Below are 16,255 nucleotides of genomic sequence, written 5' to 3'. Positions count from 1 at the left end.
TCCCCTCGAATGGGAAATCGTCGGTGAGCTCGGGTTTTGGAAAAGTGTGTGCACTTCGCTGGGTTGCAGGTCTTGTGCACTGGTCGGATCACTAGAAGTGTTGCCTGATGTTGGAAAACTTACCGTGACCTCACCACGATGAGAGCGCTCTTGACGACGTTGACAACTGCATGCACTATGGGCCGGGGGCAAATTTGCCGGATCGTGACCGGGGGGATGATGCGGCGCGCCAGGGCCGCACGGTGGTCGAACCCGGATCCACATACCTGTCCTGCCAGAACCTGCGTACCTCTCATGCAGCATCCTGGAGTGACTTCATGACGACGGATTTTCCGTTGTGGCCTGGAATTTATGATGTCGTTCGACTGCTCGACGGCGAATGGGTGTCCGCCGTGTTGGCGGCATTACAGGACCAGTCGTTGCACTACACCGAGATTCTCACGGTGATCAGTCGCCAGCTGAGCAGCTCGGGTTCGTCGGGCGCCGACCGAGTCCTGCACGAGACCACGCTGACGAGAACGTTGCGGCGGCTGGTGCGCGACGGTCTCGTCGAACGCGTCGAGACCCGCAGCAGACTGCCGCGCTCGGTCCGCTACTCGCTGACCGAGCCGGCCAAGGAACTACTCACCGCCATGGCCTCGGCGGCCAAGTGGGCGGAGTACTACAACGAACTCATCGAAGAGGCGCGGCAGCGACGTGCCGCGAGCTAGAGGGCCTGGTCGGGGAACACCAGCCGGCCCAAGCGCAGCAGCCGAGCCAGCCGCGACAACGGGCGCACATACGCCCTGGCCACCCGCAACTCACAACCCATTCGCGCCTTGGCGTCCTCATTGGAGATTCCGAAGTCCACCGCGCCGAGACCGCGCTCGATCGCCAGGCGGATGATCTCGTGGCCGAGGTGGCGGTGCACCGGTGTGCCGCCGACCCGGCCCTGATCCACACCGCTGTACACGGACTCGAGGACCTCGCCCCGGCGCAGCAGCAGGTCGAAGCCGATCAGCTCGTCGTCGCGCAGCGCCAGCAGCACGGTGCTCTGTGGCAGCGCGGAGACGCGGTCGAAGTAGTCCTCGGTGAGCCAGACCTGGTCGCGGTCGCGGTACTTCTCGTAGAGCGCCCGCCACAACGCGTGCATCGTCGCCACGGTGGTGCGGCCCAGGGGAGTGCTTGCGACCTCGACCCGGTAGCCGTCGCGGGTGAACCGCCTTGCGTCCCTGCGCATGTCCTTGCGCCGCGCGGAGGGCAGGCTCGCCAGATAGCCGTCGAAGTCGGTCCAGGTCAACGGAAGCAGGGCGTCGACGTACATGGGCACCCGGCGGAACCCGCGACGCAGCAGCTCGGGGCCGCCGACGGCGTGCTCGTCCGGCTCCCACAGGTCGCGCACGACCAGCAGCGCGGCGCGCAACCGGGACGCCGTCGCGGCCATCGCCTCGAGCAGTCCCGGCAGCGCGTCGACGGCCGCCTCCGGCGACACGAAGTAGAACGGCGAGCCGACGTTGACCGGCGAGCCGCCGACGAACAGCGGGACGCGCAGCGGTCCGATGACCGGGTATCGGAACAGGAATCCGTACGCCGCACCGATGAGCCGGCCATCGCGCCACGCCAGGAAATAGTGGAACTCGCTGTCTTTGACGGTCTCGGCAATCGCGCGCAGGTAGTCCACGCCGCCCGGCTGCTCGGGAAACCGCAGCCCCGACCAGTCCTCGTCCGACACCGCGAGGTGCGCGGACACCTGGATCGACACACCGGCCCCAACTGCGGTCATCGCGTCCTCCTCAGGCGGCGAAGTCCGACTCGACCGCGGCGAACAGCGTCGCCACGTCGACGTCCTCGCGGCTGTCGATGCCCTCCTCGGCCCACGCCTGCTGGTCGAGCACATAGGCCGTCGTCACGGTGATCTCGTAGAGCCGGAACTCGTCGTTGGCGTGGAACGCGGCCAGTTCCTCCTCGACGGAGTCGGCCAACTGGTCGGCGGCGCGGTCCAGGAACCGCCGCAGCAGAGCGTCGTTCGCCTCGGTCTCCCGGCACAGGCCGGCGAACTGGATGCCGTCGGCCTTGTCCAGCTCGACCGTGGAGTCGTAGATCACGCCGGCCACCCTTGGCTCGGCGCGCACCGCGGTGCCGTGCCGGGACACGTGCCGCGACACGAAGTACAGCTTGTCGGGCGCCATCGCGATGTGGCCGACGACCGCGACCCACGGTCCTCCGGCGTCCTGTGTCGCCAGTGCCGTGTAGCGGTTTGCACGGAGAATTTCGATTGCGCGTCCAGTGGCTTCTGAAAGGCCCATGAACTCAGGCTAGGAGCGCTGTCAACACGCTGTCACCGCGGTACGAACTTCGTTGCACGTAAACAGAAGTGCGTTCGGCGGGGACGGTTACCTGGCACTGCCTATCAGCGGCGTACGTACCTGGAAGAACGGCCTTGACCGCGTCTGTGCGGCGAGTTGACACTCGAATAGCCGCCGCGTCGACAACGTGGCGAACTATCGGAGAGAGCGACAGTGACTGCACTCCAAGAGAAATGGTCGTTCGACGACTTCAGCCGGAACTCGGCTGCCTCGGGCCTGTTCGACCCGCCGGTGTTGGACGGGCCGGTGGGGCCGACGATCGTGCAGGACGGCCAGAAGCTGGTCAACTTCGCCAGCATCAACTTCCTGAACCTGCACGCGGATCCCGTGGTGCGCGGGCACTTCCTGACCGGCGTGGACGAGTACGGTCTGGTCACCGGCGGATCCCGGATGACCCAGGGCATCGCGCGGACCCACCTGGAGATGGAACGCGAGCTGTGCCGGATCACCGGACGGGAGCGGGCCATCAGCTTCGCCAGCGGCCTGCTGGCCAACATTGGTTTCGTGCACGCCATGTCGACCACGGTCCGGCTGCGTGAGGGCTGGGAGGTGCACAACTCCGACGCCGTGTTCGTGCTGGACCGCGACAGCCACTGGAGCCTGTGGAAGGCAGCGGAGGCGCTGCCCGGCGGTCGCCGGTTGTTTCCCTTCCGGCACAACGATCCCGAGAGTCTGGACCTGGTGCTGTCCCGGCTGGAGGGCCGCAAGACGGTCGTGGTGTTCGAGAGCGTGTACTCCGCCGACGGGGGTGTCGCACCGATCGGCGCGTTGCTGGAGGTCTGCGAGCGGCACGGCGCGGTCAGCTTCGTGGACGACGCCAACGGGTTCCTGATCTACGGGCCGGGGCACCGGCCGTTCGCCGAGGAGTTCGCGGCGATGCGCCGGGCGGACTTCGTCATGGTGTCCTTCTCCAAGGCCGTCGGCCTGGAGGGCGGGGCGATTGCCGGGCCGGCCGACCCGATCCGGGCGTTCGAGGTGCTGTCGGGGACGTCGATGTTCACCGCGGCGATGCAGCCGCCCACCGCCTACGCCGCGGCGCGGGTGATGCGGATGCTGCACGGCGAAGACTCCATTGTGGACAGATACCTGGACCGGGTCGCAGACTTCGGCCGCCACCTCGCCGACGCGGGCTGCGCGCCGCACGACACCGAGTCCTACATCATGTCCGTCCCCGTGAACGACGACGAGGTCGCGACCCGGCTGCACCACGAGTTCCTGACCCGCGGCTACCTGGTCCCGGTCTTCCACTACCCGGCCGTGCCGCACGGTTCCGCGCTGCTGCGCCTGATCCTCAACGCCGGCCACACCCAGGAGCACATCGACGGTTTCGTGTCCGTGCTCACCGAGCTGAAGGGCAGGTTCGGCTTCTGATGACACCACGACCAGGCGACGCGCTGACCGAGGTCGCGCAGTACCTGCGTTGCCCAGGCTGCGCACAGACGCGCTGGCGGACCGAGGCCGACGGCCTGGTCTGCGGCGCCTGCGCGCGCCGGTATCCCTACGTCGGCGGCGTGCTCGACATGGCCGCTCCCGGCGACGTCGGCGCCGCCGGAGACCGGCCCTACGAGGGATTCTGGGCCGCCTTCTACGGGTGGGTGATGAGCAGTCCCGCGCGCCAGCGCCTGGACTCCTGGCTGCTCGGGCTCGACGTGCGGCGCTACTACCGCGAGACCGTCGCCCGGCTGGACGAGTGCGGCGACGGTCCGCGCCTGGAGGTGCCCTGCGGCAGCCTGCCGTTCCACGGCAGGACCAGGGCCTACGACGCCGGCCCGTGGATCTTCGTGGACCTGTCCAGAGCGATGCTCGACAAGCTGGCCCGCAGGCTCGACGGGACCGGGCACGTGCTGGTGCGCGCGGACGCGTGCGCGCTCCCGGTGCGGGACGGGCAGCTGCGGACGATCGTGTCGCTGTTCGGACTGCACTGCTTCCACGACAAGGATGCGGTGTTCGCCGAGCTGAGGCGCTGCCTGCGCCCCGACGGCCGACTCGTGCTCAGCACCCTGACCAGCGACGGCCCCGCACGCTCGCGGCTGTACCAGCGGCTCAACGAGCTGGACGGCACGTTCGCGCCCGCTGTGTCGTCGGCGCGGATCGCCGCGCTGGCCGGCCGGCACGGGCTCGGCATCGACGACCAGGTCAGCCTGGGCAGTGTCCTGCTGTGCACGGCGTCGCTGAGGATCCGGGAATCCACCGCGAGTGAGGGAGGCACGAGATGAAGGGACCAGGGGAGACCGTCGTCGACCGACTGCGCGCGCACGCGGCGACCATGCCCGACAAAGACGCCGTGGTATTCGTCCGGGAGCAGCACGAGGAAGCGGTGACCTACCGCCAACTTGACCAGCACGCAGGACGGATCGCCTCGTGGTTACGGGCGCACGGTCGACCCGGCGACCGGATCCTGCTGCCCGGCAGCACGGGGCTCGAGTTCGTGACGGCGTTCTTCGGCTGCGTGTACGCCGGCATGATCGCGGTTCCCACGCCCCTGCCCGGCCGGTTCCAGCAGGAACGCCGGCGGTTACGGGCGATCGCGAACGACGCGGGTGTGGCGACCGTGCTCACCTCGACCGCGCAGGTGTCCGCCGTGCGGGAATGGGCCGAGGAGGAGGGCCTTGACCTCGCGCATTCGGTGACCGACACGGCCGGCCTCGGCGGGTCGGGTGACTGGTTCGCGCAGCCGGCAGACCCCGACACGGTGGTGCTGTTGCAGTACACCTCCGGATCCACCAGCGACGCCAAGGGTGTGATGGTCAGTCACGGCAACCTGATCCACAACGCCGAACTGACGGCCGCGTCCGGTGGTTGGAACGCGCACGACAACTTCGGCGGCTGGCTGCCGTTGTTTCACGACATGGGGCTGATCGGCCAGGTGATCACGCCGCTGCTCATCGGCGGCACCACCGCGCTGATGGAGCCGGGCACGTTCGTCCGACGGCCGCACGAGTGGCTGCGCATGATCGACCGCCACCGCCTGTCCGCGTCGCCGGCGCCGAACTTCGCGTTCGACCTGTGCCGCAGGCGGGTCACCGACACGCAACTGGACGGGCTGGACCTGTCCGGCTGGATCAGCGCGGTCAACGGGTCGGAGCCGGTGCACGCGCCGACGCTGGCCGCGTTCGTGGACCGCTTCGCCGCAGCGGGCTTCCGCGCCGACGCGATCTCGCCGAGCTACGGCATGGCCGAGGCGACGCTGTACGTGTCGGGCGAGTCGCGCCGCGAGCCGGTGGTGCGCCGGGTGGACGCGGAGTCGTTGGCGCACGGCGAGTTCCGGCCGGTGTCGGGTGACGGACGCGACCTGGTCAGCTGCGGACGGCCACGTGGCTTCGACGTGCGGATTGTCGACCCCGACACCGCCGAGGCACTGCCCGAGGGGCGGGTCGGCGAGATCTGGCTGCGCGGCCCGAGCGTGGCGCGCGGCTACTGGCGGCGCGCGGCGTTGTCGGCGGAGGTGTTCGAGGCGACCGCCCTGGACGGCGACGGCGGCTACCTGCGGACCGGTGACGCCGGCGTGCTGGTCGACGGCGAGCTGTACATCACCGGACGGTACAAGGAGATGCTGGTCGTGCACGGCCGCAACCTGTTCCCTCAGGACCTGGAGCACGAGGTGCGGCTGCTGCACGAGGGGCTCGCGGGCAACCCCGGCGCGGTGTTCGCGGTGTCCGCGCCCGACGACGAGATCGTGGTGGCCCACGAGATCCGCGCGACGCGCGAGGGCACCGACCTCGGCGCGATCGCGGGCCGGATCCGGCAGGCACTGGGCAGCGCGTTCGGCGTGCACATCGCCGGGGTGGTGCTGCTGCGGCCGGGTGCGGTGCGCCGCACCACCAGCGGCAAGATCCAGCGGCTCGCGATGCGCGAGCTGTTCCTGGCCGGCGCTCTCGACGCGGTCCACGAGGACGTGGTTCCGTCGGTGCGCGCCCTGGTCAGGCAGAGCTGACACGACACCGTCAGGGAAGGACGACATGCGCGGGGACATGACGATGACCTCGGACGAGGTACGGGCCTGGCTGATCGACCGGGTCGCCTACCACCTCGATCGGGATCCGGCGAGGATTCGGCCGGACGTGCCGTTGGCGGACTACGGGCTCGACTCGGTGTACGCGATGGGTGTCAGCGGCGACATCGAGGACGAGTTCGGCATCGCCGTGGAGGCGGCGGACCTGTGGGAGCGGCCGACGATCGACGCGCTGGCCGCCCACCTGGTCGACCAGGTGGGCGGGTAACCGAGTGGCCACCGCGCCGTCCCGCTGGGTCGCGCTGGCCACCCTGACCGCCGCGGTGCTGCTGGTGGCGGTCGACAACAGCGTGCTCGGGCTCGCGGTTCCCTTTCTCAGCAGGGATCTGGCGCCGACCGCCGACGAACTGCTGTGGATCGGCGACAGCTACTCGTTCGTGCTGGCGGGCCTGCTGGTCACGATGGGCACGCTCGGCGATCGGATCGGCCGCAAGCGGCTGCTGCTGTCCGGGGCGGTGGCGTTCGGCGTGCTGTCGGTGCTCGTGGCCTACTCGCGCGACGCGGGGATGCTGATCGCGTCGCGGGCGCTGTTGGGCGTGGCGGGGGCGACCCTGATGCCGTCCACGTTGTCGATCATCAGGAACCTGTTCGCCGACCCGAGGGAGCGCACGGCCGCGATCGGGCTGTGGGGCGCGGCCTCGGCCGCCGGAGTGGCGGCCGGGCCGATCCTGGGCGGGGTGCTGCTGGAGCACTTCTGGTGGGGGTCGGTGTTCCTGATCAACGTGCCGGTGATGGTGGTGTTGGTGGCGGTCGGCTCGGTGACCCTGCCGGAGTCCCGGGATCCGCGGCCCGGCCCGCTGGATCCGGCCAGCGTCGGGCTGTCGCTGGTCGGCGTGGTCGGGGCGGTGTTTGCGGCGAAGCGGGCAGCAGTCGGCGGCGGCTGGCCGACGGTCGCGGCCGCCGGGCTGGTCGGCGTCGCGGGGCTCGCGGCGTTCGTGCGCAGGCAGTTGCGGCTGTCGGTGCCGCTGATCGACGTCAGGCTGTTCCGAGGTAGCCGGTTCGGCGGCGCGCTCCTGGCCGACCTGCTGGCGGTGTTGGGGCTGTCGGGGGTGGTCTTCTTCGTGTCCCAGTACTTCCAGTTGGTGCGCGGGTTCCGGCCGCTGCTGGCGGGGGTGGCCGAGTTGCCGCTGACCGTCGGTGCTGTGGTGGGCGGGCTGGTCGCCGGGCCGTTGGCCCGCCGCTGGGGTGCGGGGCCCGCGGTCGGGGCCGCGCTGGGACTGGCAGCCCTGGCGATGACCGGCATGCTGGGGGCCGGGATGGCCGGGGGATACCCGCTGGTCGCAGGGGCGTTGCTGCTGGCGGGCTGCGGGACGAGCGTGGCGTTCACCCTGACCGCCGACATCATGTTGTCCAGCGTCGTCAAGGAGAAGGCGGGCGCGGCGTCGTCGGTCGAGGAGACCGGGTTCGAGCTGGGGGCCGCGTTGGGGATCGCCCTGCTGGGCTCGGTGATCACCGTCGGCTACCGGGCCGGGCTCGTGCTGCCGGCCGGCGCGCCCGAGGCGGCCCGGGACTCGCTGGGAGCCGCCGTGGAGGAGGCGGGGAGGCTGCCCCCAGGCCCTGGCGAGATGGTGCTGCGCGCGGCGCGACAGTCCTTTGTGGAGGGTATGCACGCCGGTGCTGTCGCGTCAGCGGTGTGCCTCGCCGTGGCGGCGGTGGCGACGCTGGTGTTGCTCCGCGGTGACCGGGGACAGCATTCGGAAAGCTAATTGCTTTGACCTGAAGAGGTTGTTCGGGGAGAACAGTGGGTATCGAGGCTTACCCGGCTCGGGGCCAGAATGTCCTTGCGGGGCTGCGTTCAGGCGGTGCAGGCCGCCTCTAGCGCGGTGATCTTCACAAGGCCGTGCGTGAGGTCACCGTGTCCGGTATGTCCAGATCCGGGCGCCGCCGATGCCATCCAGGCGTGCGGTCCCACTCGTAGCCGGTGCTTGAGGTTGCTGATCCACCCTTCGCAGCCGGTGCGCCACTTGAGCGCCCCGGGTACCCGGCAGCCCGTTGGGCAGCGGCGTTCCGTCCATCGCAAGGCCGAAGGCCGACAAGCCGATGCGGCTGCCCGGCCGCATGCGTCAGGGTTTCCGGTCCACTTCGGACATTGATTCGGCGTGGTGCCGTGCGAACCCGGCGGCGCGGGCCTGCCGTGCCGGGACCGGGCGATGACGCGCGGGGCGTCGGGTACGGTCCCGGCACGGCAGGATGCTCCAGCGTGATCAGCGTGGGGTGAGCACCCAGAGGTGATCCGGTGTGCCGTTGTCCTCCCACTGCAGAACCTGAGCACCGGACGCGGTGCTCTCGTTGGTCACGCCCAGCAGCAGACCGCTGTGGTAGTTGACGATCTTGTACTGGCCGCCGCCGGTCGGCACGAACCGCCACAGGTGATCAGGAGTCCCGTTGTCACCCCAGACCAGCGCGGTACCACCATCGGTGGTGCTCTCATTGGTGATGCCCAGTACCAAGCCACTGGCCCCGTTCTGGATCTGGTACAGGCCACCGGACTCGGGGACCAGCGTCCACACCTGCGTAACACTATTATTCTGAGTGGACTGCACCACGCCGGTGCCCTGTCCGGTGCCACCGTCGCGCGTGTCCAGCACCAGGCCACTGTTGCCGTTGCTGATCTGGTAGCGCCCCGCCAGGGTCGTGGAGCCACCGCCGGGCGTGATCACCAGATGGTAACCGTCACTGGCGCTCATCGACACCGGCACGGTGATAGCACCGTTGACCACCGGGTAGGTGTTCCGCGAGATCGTCACCGGTGCCGAGACCGGCGTGGTACGACCCGGCGACGGCGTGTACTCCAACGTGACATTGACCGTGCCACCCAACGCGGGCAAGCCACCCAGACCATCGACCGTCACCGCGGTCGCCCCGCTACCACCGCCGAAGATCACACTGACTCCCGAGCCATCCGCACTCACCGACGCGGCGCCGTCCAGACCGGTCGGGCCGGGCGGCACGGTGGTGACCATGTTGCCGGTCATCGCTCCATACCAGTCATAAAGCCAGTACGCCCCGTTGGGGGCGCCACCGGTGGACACCAGCGTGTCGCCGAGCGTCCCGTACTGGTTCCAGAACGCCAGTTCCGCGTTGTTCACGCCGGCACGTTCGAACTTGGCCAGGTAGCCGACCAGCGAACCGGGCACACCGACCTCACCCGTGGTGGCGTACTCCTCGATCGCGATCGGGCGGGGGCTGATCCCCAGGCCGGCCTCCAACGACTGGAGGGCGGCCACGTCCCCCGGGATACTCGCCGAACCACCGAGTTCGTGCCAGCTCACGACATCCGGCAGGGTGCCGGTGTTGCGGGCGTCGGTAAGGAAGGTGCGCAACCAGTTGATGTCGAAGTGCGAGAGGCTGGGGCCTTGGATCGGACGGGTCTGGTCCTTCGAGCGAACCTCGTGACAGGTGCGGGCCCAGCCGGCGTCGAACGATCCCGCGGCATTGGTATTCCAGGTCCAGTCGGGTTCGTTCCACGGCTCCCAGGCGCTGATGTTGCCCGCCCCGGACGACCCGACGGCGGCGACCTGCTTGTCCACGGCCGAGAGCCAGTCATTCCAGCTCACCCACCGGTAGGGGAAGTTCGGGTACCAGTCCGGCATCCGGACTACCACCCGCGCGCCCGCCCTGGCCGCCTCCGGTGCAACAACAAGGGCGTCACCGCCCGGTCCCGGTTCGCCGTTGGGTAACTGCTGCCCACCGGGCGCCATCTGCACGAACGTGTTCGGGTGCAGCGCTTGCACGAGGTTGTCGGCTGGCACGCTGGCGGTATCCAGCCCGTACAGGCCACCGGAACCGACATGGGTGACCGGCCGGAACGGCTGGTTGGCATGAACCACAAGGGTGGCCGCCGCGGCCGGCGCCGCATTGCCGGCCGTGGCGGCGGTGCCGATCGTGGTGCCGGCAAGGGCGAGCACCAGGGCCGCGATCCGGACCGGTCGCGGCATTCGAGGTGACGTGGAGCGAGGTGTCCGATGGTGCATCGTCGCACTCCTGACGTAGCTGGGACCGGGGTTGGGGCGGCGCCATGTCGCCCCAACCACCGAGTCACTCCCTGTGTGACGTGCTCAGCTGCAGGCCGCGCCATTCACACTGAACGATGTGGGTGCGGTGTCGCTGCTGTTCCAGGTGCCCTGGAAGCCCAGCGTGGTGTTACCGCCGGCCGGGATCGTGCCGTTGTAGTTGGCGTTGGTCGCGGTGACCGCCGCGCCGTTCTGTGTCACCGTCGCGTTCCAGGCGTTGGTGACATGTTGGTCACCGGGGAAGGTGAAGGTGAGCTGCCAGCCACTGATCGCCGACGTGCCGGTGTTGGTGATGGTCATGCTGGCCACGAATCCGCCCGCCCACTGGTTATTGGTGGTGTAGGTGACGTGACAGCCGGAAGGTCCGCCGCCGGTGACCGTCCAGGTCAGACTGGCCGAGCCGGACGCCCCGGTACCGTCCTGGACGGTGATGGTCACCGGATACGTGCCGGCCGTGGTCGGCGTGCCGCTGATCAGCCCGGTACCGGCGTTGATGGCCAGCCCCGGCGGCAGGCCGGTCGCCGAATAGCTGAGCGTCTGACCCGACGTCGAGTCGGTCGCGGTCACCTGCACGCTCACCGCCGTACCCACGGCAGTGGACTGCGCACCGGGGTTGGCCACGGTGATGGTGCCCCCGCCGCCCTTGCCCAGTGCGTCCGCGCTGGAGTAATACGCCGGCTTGGGCTGGTAGTTGTTGTCGTACATGGTGGCCGCGCCGTAGCCGGAGAAGGTACCGGGAATCCAGGAGTCGGCGTCACCGACGCCCCACTGGCTCACCCCGACGCAACGGGGCACGGCAAGGCAGTCGTTCACCACGGCGGCATAGTCGCTGCCCTGCTGCTGGAGACTCGCGCTGCCGGCCGGCAACTGGATGCGGTCGTCCAGCTCGGTGACCGCGACATCCACGCCCAGTGCGGCGAACCGGGCCATGTTGGCCTGCATGGTGGACGGGATCTGGCCGAGGATGAAGTGACTTTCCAGGCCGACGCCACCGATCGGCACGCCCTGCGCCACCAGCGACTTGACCAGGTTGTACATGCCGTCACTCTTGGCGTTCTCGCCCTCGATGTTGTAGTCGTTGAGGTACAGTCTCGTGTTCGGGTCGGCGGCGTGCGCGGTGCGGATCGCGTCGGCGATGTAACCCGTCCCCATCGCGTTGTAGAACACGTCCTGGCGGAGCGAGCCGTCCTCGTTGAACGGCTCGTTCACCACGTCCCACGCGTACACCTTGCCTCGGTAGTGCGTGGCCTCGGTGGTGATGTGGTTCTCCATCACGCCCCGCACCTGGGACTGTGGCAGGCCGCTCACCCAGCCCGGTAACTGGCTGTGCCACACCAGATTGTGGCCGCGCACCCGAATGTTGTGCGACTGCGCGAACGACACGATTCCGTCGCCTGGCCCGAAGTTGTACGAGCCGTTGGAGGGTTCGGTGGTGTCCCACTTCATCTCGTTGCCCGGCGTCACCATGTCGAACTGTGTCGCAGCGAGAGTGGTGATCGTCGAGTCGTGGATCATGTTGCCGGTCAGTTCGGTGCCGAAGTAGCGACCTTTGGCTTCGGCCAGCTGGGCCAGGGTTCCGCTGGCGCCGGAGGCCGTTGGCGCACAGGACAGAACGAGGCCGGTGGACGCGGCCAGCGCGACCAGTGCGGCGGCCACTCGGGCGCCGGTGGAGCGGAGACTGGGATCTCGCATGTTCGACTCCTCTGTCGACATCGGTATTGGTCCGTCGTTACCGGTCAGCGCACGGTGCTCGCGACACCGTTGAGCCTGAACGCGGTGAGCGTGGCGGCATCGCGGGTCTGGCTGGCCTGGAAGCCGATGGTGACCAGGCGCTGATCACGTCACTGACCCGACAGCCGCCCAGGTTGCCGCCGCCGCTGCTGTCGAGGCCGAAGAAGTGGATCGCGTAGGCGGGCCGTGCCCGACAGCGGCAGGCTGTGCCCGACCCCGGCGATGCTGTACGCCTCGACGTGTGTGCTACCCGGGGCGTCCGCGTAGCGGGTGCGGGTCCAGGCGTTGTTGTGCTGTTCCACGTGGTCGACCATGGACAGGGTGCCGGCCGGGTCACTGCTTCCGTTGTGGGTCAACGACTGTGGGCTCGACGCGTCGAAACAGTTGCCGATGCGGGTCGCGGACGGGTGGATCACGATGAACCCGTACCGGTCGGCCGCGGCCCGCACCGAAAGGCGGCAATTGCGCCCAGTGTGGTTGTTCTCATGGTTCGATGATGGATCACGCGACCGGTTCCGGAAAGAACGTGTCTCCTGGCGTCGGCCTGACCGGCGGTTTCCCTGGGACACAACATGATTCTGATGGAACTTTCATCCCTTGACCGCGCCGGTGAGGCAGCCGACGATGCACCGCTGGGCGAACGCAAAAAGCCCTGTGGGGTTTCCAAAAGTCTGCCACCGGTGCTGAACAGCAGTTTTGCGCGGCCCGTTCGTATTCGTTGATCAGACCCCAAGCTGAACCGCTCCAAAATCGGATTCGAGTCAATGGCCAGTGGTAATGCCGGCCAGATCCAGGCTCCGCAGCGTCGCGTCGCGCGGTGGCTGAGTGGAACGGCGGTGTGCGGGACGATCCGACGCGATCGTCCCGCACACCGCCAGATTGTCCGGGCGGCCGGTTGGGTCCGCCCAGCGTCCACTGTTGGTTGCTGGCGCCGTCGCAGGTCCGCAGTTCGGCCTTGGCGCCGTCGGCGGTGGAGGCGCTGGTCACGTCAGGGCGCAGGCCGTTGCCAGAGGAAGTGGCGGGCTTGGTGGGTCGCCCAGTGGTCCTGGCCGAGGATGAGACCCATCTGGACTGGCTGGCGCGGGTGCGGGCCTGCTGGATCCCGCACGGGATCCGCCATCTGGTGCCGACCCCGGGGAGCAGCCAACGCAGCAGCCTGCTCGGGGCGATCAACCCGGCCATCGGCGCCTGGCATTACCACCTCGCGCACAAGTGCGTGTCCAGCTCGCTACGGAAGACGTCGTGGTCGCCGTAGGCGCAGTCGGCGACCACCGCGCGGAAGGGCGCTCCGACGGCCCGGTCAGGTACTCCCGAAACCCCCGCCGTTGGGCCAACGTGCCCAACAGATCATCGAATCGGGCGGCGTAGTCCTCCAACGGTCCTGGTGCTGGTGGACACGGACGACGTGCGGTCATGGCGCACACCTCTGACGGGCTCGTCAAATCCCCGCACCTCGAGGGATGCCGCAACCACGCTCCGCTGTCAACAAACTACCGGTAGCGCCTGGTGTAGGCGCGTAGTTCGACGCTGTATGGCTCAATTGACAGCCCGACTTCGCCGGTGTCGAAGCTGGTCTCGGTGATGGTAACTTGCGGTGGCTGCCCGACCTGATTGGTCGAGTCCAAGCTGGGGCCGGTCAGGCGCCACAGTTGTCCTGGGCTACGTGGAGTGAAGCCGGTGAGGTTGATGTCGACGCTTTGCGCGTCGGCGGTTGCGTTGATTGCCGCGATGGTCAGTGTCTTGCCGTCGCCGGTCAATGCGGCTGACATGTCGAGTGGGTAGGTTGGGCTGCCAGATGTGACGCTCGGCTGGTCGCCACCGGCTGGCCACTTCGGTGCGGGCTGCGGCGAGTCGCCGGAGATCTCGATCGGTACAGTGCCAAAGTGCTGCCGGTAGAGCAGGAACAGCAATCCCTGTTCGCTGTAGGTCGAGTCAGTGCCGCTGTAAGACAGCCAACTCATTCCCGTCGTATAGGCGCCTATGACGATGAAGTCGGTGTTCCTGAACATCTCATGCAGCATCATGCTCGTGGCCAGCACACCCCGCAGACCACTCGCGAAGTACGCCCACTCGTCGATGCTCACCTTGATGTGGTCCCGTTCCAGCGGGAAGTCCTTCTTGTACAGTTCCCAGTCCTCGCGGACCGCGTGAATATAGTTCGCCCCTCGGCGCACTGAGTCCAGCACCGACTCGGTGACATCCACTCGCTGACCCAGGGTCAGGTCGTAGCGGCGCGGGTCGCCGTACGTGTGTTCGGAGATGATATCGAAATTGCCCCAGGCATTTTTCATCAGCCGGTAATTCCAGTCGGTTTCGGATCCATATTTGACTATGACCGGGGTGGGTTGAACGATCTTTCGGGTGTTCGGGTCGATGTAGAACGGCTCGCTGTGAATCGTCAGGCTTGCCGGGAACGCACCTGACGCGATGAGGGTGATGGAGTGATCGGCCTCCTTCATCGCCTCGGCAAAGAGGGTGTGCTTGATCATATATTGTGACGGCGTCATGTATCCTAGCTGCCAGAACCCGAACATTTCGTTTCCGATGTTCCAGTATTTGACCTGGTAAGGTTTCGGGCGTCCATTGGCTACACGGGCTCGGCCCATCGGGCTGTCCGCGTCTCCGTTGACGTATTCGACGAGCTCCGCTGCTTCTCGGGCCGAACCGAAGCCACTATTGACGCACAGGTAGGGCTCCACTCCGATCAGGCCGCACATTGTCAGAAATTCGTCAGTACCGATATCGTTGGACTGCGGGTAGTTCCACACGTAGTCCCACTTGGGTGGGCGCCTGTCGGGATCCCCGACCGCGTCCTTCCAGTCGTATCCTGACGTGAAGTTACCGCCCGGGAAGCGCCACAACCCGGAGTTCATCGCTCGAAACAGTCCGATCGTGTCTTTTCGAAAGCCTGCCACGTTGTCGGCAGCCATCAGAGACACGGCTCCGACTTTGAAACTCCCGGTTCCAGTACCCGCGATCTCCAGTCGCCCGTTCGCGGTGCCTGCCTGGCAGGAAAACCTCAATGGAACAGTAGCCCACTGCCTTCTGGTCGGCACGACAAGACGCTGGCCCTGGCCATTTCCCCAAGAGAGTGTCACGACTACGTGCGCGCCGGGGTCGCCGGCCACGACGATCCGGCCGACGTAGTCCTTCTCGGCGAGTGCCAAGCCGGCCTGCCATATCCCGCGCGACTCTGACGGAGAAAGCGCCACAACCGGTGATTGCTCGCCGACGTACGGTGCCGTCGAATCCATCGTCACCGTTCTGGACTGCGCGAGAGGCCGCCATTTCCGCACCGACGGATCTTGGTTGTCGACGGCGTAGTAGAATTTTCGGTCACTGAGAACCTCGGCCCACAGTGCGCTGTAGATGAAGCCTTGGATGTGCTCGGAAAAGGCACCGTAGATGAATGGGGAGATCGGCTCGCCAGTCTTCGTCATATCGATAACCGCGCTGACGCCCGAAGACGCGGCGGCATCCCTGATTGGCAGCGCCGCCGCCAGGCCAGCCACCAAAGAGCCCTGAAGGACCGTCCGCCGGGTGAGTCCTTTGCCGCCCTCACTCATCGCTCATGCCCTTTCTCCTGGCGTCCACGATAGGAAGCCCTTTTCCGGCCGTGGGTCGCTGTTTTTGTGCGTGACACGACTTCGTCGAGGTAATGAACTAGTGCTCAGCCCAGGTTCAGTCAAGAGCCGAGTCGAAAGATGTGATGTTTCGAAAACGAAAGGCCCGGCACCTGCGCATCCAGTCGGCGTCAGCCAATGCCACTGCGTGTAAATTTCATGTATCGTGGCAGACGGCAGGCGCGACTCTGTCGGTGATGTTGTTGGCGTCGAAGTCAGCCGCTGACAGACCGCCAGGACTTCAGCCGAGGGATCCCGTGCTGGTACAGGAAATCCTGGAAGTCGGTCGGCAGCCGGGACGGTGTTGTTTCGCCGGCGGGTGGCAGGCCGCTGAGGCGCTCGATGTTCACGGTTCGTGGAACAAGCCCGGCTGGACAACGTTGTCGATGACGATTGACAGCGGTGCTGCGAACCGTGAGGCTGGGATCTCCGGCCCTAGAAGTGTCCTGAAGATGTTGTTTGGCCGTGAGGGCAGGTGGGACGGAACCACCCGCCCCTTGTTCTTACCCTGTGGTCAGAAGCCAGGCGGGG

General features: G+C 67.4%; 15 protein-coding genes. 9 read left to right on the top strand and 6 right to left on the bottom strand.

Annotated features, from left to right (window positions below):
• Positions 1-317 precede the first annotated feature (317 nt).
• Positions 318-710: a winged helix-turn-helix transcriptional regulator gene (locus tag F0L68_RS38680; protein ID WP_188317067.1), complete on the top strand. Its 393-nt coding sequence runs from the start codon at positions 318-320 to the stop codon at positions 708-710.
• Here F0L68_RS38680 and F0L68_RS38675 read toward each other — a convergent pair.
• Positions 707-1,762, bottom strand: a complete 1,056-nt coding sequence (locus F0L68_RS38675) for a GNAT family N-acetyltransferase (RefSeq protein ID WP_188317066.1) — start codon at positions 1,760-1,762, stop codon at positions 707-709. The two genes, F0L68_RS38680 and F0L68_RS38675, sit on opposite strands and share 4 nt — an antisense overlap.
• Before the next feature lie 10 nt (positions 1,763-1,772).
• Positions 1,773-2,285: a pyridoxamine 5'-phosphate oxidase family protein gene (locus F0L68_RS38670; protein WP_149854894.1), complete on the bottom strand. Its 513-nt coding sequence runs from the start codon at positions 2,283-2,285 to the stop codon at positions 1,773-1,775.
• 213 nt (positions 2,286-2,498) lie between these two features.
• On the opposite strand from F0L68_RS38670, the gene F0L68_RS38665 reads away from it, so the two are divergent.
• From F0L68_RS38665 to F0L68_RS38645, 5 genes are read left to right on the top strand one after another with little or no spacing between them, the layout of a single operon-like run.
• Positions 2,499-3,716 (top strand): aminotransferase class I/II-fold pyridoxal phosphate-dependent enzyme, encoded by a 1,218-nt coding sequence (locus F0L68_RS38665; RefSeq protein ID WP_149854893.1) that lies wholly within the window; start codon positions 2,499-2,501, stop codon positions 3,714-3,716.
• Positions 3,716-4,561 carry a class I SAM-dependent methyltransferase gene (locus tag F0L68_RS38660; RefSeq protein WP_149854892.1) on the top strand — a complete coding sequence of 282 codons (846 nt, stop codon included), beginning with the start codon at positions 3,716-3,718 and terminating at the stop codon, positions 4,559-4,561. Before F0L68_RS38665 ends, F0L68_RS38660 begins: the two co-directional genes overlap by 1 nt.
• Positions 4,558-6,279 carry a fatty acyl-AMP ligase gene (locus tag F0L68_RS38655; RefSeq protein WP_149854891.1) on the top strand — a complete coding sequence of 574 codons (1,722 nt, stop codon included), beginning with the start codon at positions 4,558-4,560 and terminating at the stop codon, positions 6,277-6,279. Before F0L68_RS38660 ends, F0L68_RS38655 begins: the two co-directional genes overlap by 4 nt.
• Positions 6,280-6,304: 25 nt before the next feature.
• Positions 6,305-6,565 (top strand): acyl carrier protein, encoded by a 261-nt coding sequence (locus F0L68_RS38650; protein WP_149854890.1) that lies wholly within the window; start codon positions 6,305-6,307, stop codon positions 6,563-6,565.
• Positions 6,566-6,569: 4 nt separating this feature from the next.
• Positions 6,570-8,063 (top strand): MFS transporter, encoded by a 1,494-nt coding sequence (locus tag F0L68_RS38645; protein ID WP_149854889.1) that lies wholly within the window; start codon positions 6,570-6,572, stop codon positions 8,061-8,063.
• Between the two features lie 498 nt (positions 8,064-8,561).
• Here F0L68_RS38645 and F0L68_RS38640 read toward each other — a convergent pair whose 3' ends face one another.
• The 3 genes from F0L68_RS38640 to F0L68_RS38630 all read right to left on the bottom strand — a co-directional run bounded on the left by F0L68_RS38640 (position 8,562) and on the right by F0L68_RS38630 (position 12,550).
• Positions 8,562-10,265 (bottom strand): RICIN domain-containing protein, encoded by a 1,704-nt coding sequence (locus tag F0L68_RS38640; protein ID WP_223199525.1) that lies wholly within the window; start codon positions 10,263-10,265, stop codon positions 8,562-8,564.
• A gap of 150 nt (positions 10,266-10,415) precedes the next feature.
• Positions 10,416-12,062 carry an endo-1,4-beta-xylanase gene (locus F0L68_RS38635; protein ID WP_149854887.1) on the bottom strand — a complete coding sequence of 549 codons (1,647 nt, stop codon included), beginning with the start codon at positions 12,060-12,062 and terminating at the stop codon, positions 10,416-10,418.
• A gap of 149 nt (positions 12,063-12,211) precedes the next feature.
• Positions 12,212-12,550: a hypothetical protein gene (locus tag F0L68_RS38630; protein ID WP_149854886.1), complete on the bottom strand. Its 339-nt coding sequence runs from the start codon at positions 12,548-12,550 to the stop codon at positions 12,212-12,214.
• A 123-nt stretch (positions 12,551-12,673) separates the two neighbouring features.
• On the opposite strand from F0L68_RS38630, the gene F0L68_RS42905 reads away from it, so the two are divergent.
• Positions 12,674-12,823: a hypothetical protein gene (locus F0L68_RS42905; RefSeq protein WP_188317065.1), complete on the top strand. Its 150-nt coding sequence runs from the start codon at positions 12,674-12,676 to the stop codon at positions 12,821-12,823.
• Positions 12,824-13,128: 305 nt separating this feature from the next.
• A complete protein-coding gene (locus F0L68_RS42900; protein ID WP_188317064.1) occupies positions 13,129-13,356 on the top strand; it encodes a hypothetical protein in 228 nt (75 codons plus the stop codon).
• 235 nt (positions 13,357-13,591) lie between these two features.
• On the opposite strand, the gene F0L68_RS38615 is transcribed toward F0L68_RS42900, so the two are convergent.
• Positions 13,592-15,667: an alpha-L-arabinofuranosidase family protein gene (locus tag F0L68_RS38615; RefSeq protein WP_149854884.1), complete on the bottom strand. Its 2,076-nt coding sequence runs from the start codon at positions 15,665-15,667 to the stop codon at positions 13,592-13,594.
• Positions 15,668-15,981: 314 nt separating this feature from the next.
• Here F0L68_RS38615 and F0L68_RS43975 point away from each other — a divergent pair.
• Positions 15,982-16,255, top strand: a 274-nt coding sequence (locus F0L68_RS43975) for a hypothetical protein (RefSeq protein WP_223199524.1), incomplete at its 3' end; no start/stop codon positions are given.

This window comes from Solihabitans fulvus (assembly GCF_008386585.1).
Lineage (GTDB): Bacteria > Actinomycetota > Actinomycetes > Mycobacteriales > Pseudonocardiaceae > Solihabitans > Solihabitans fulvus.
Note: the sequence above shows the minus strand (reverse complement) of the source record. Positions and strands in the feature narration are given on the sequence as shown.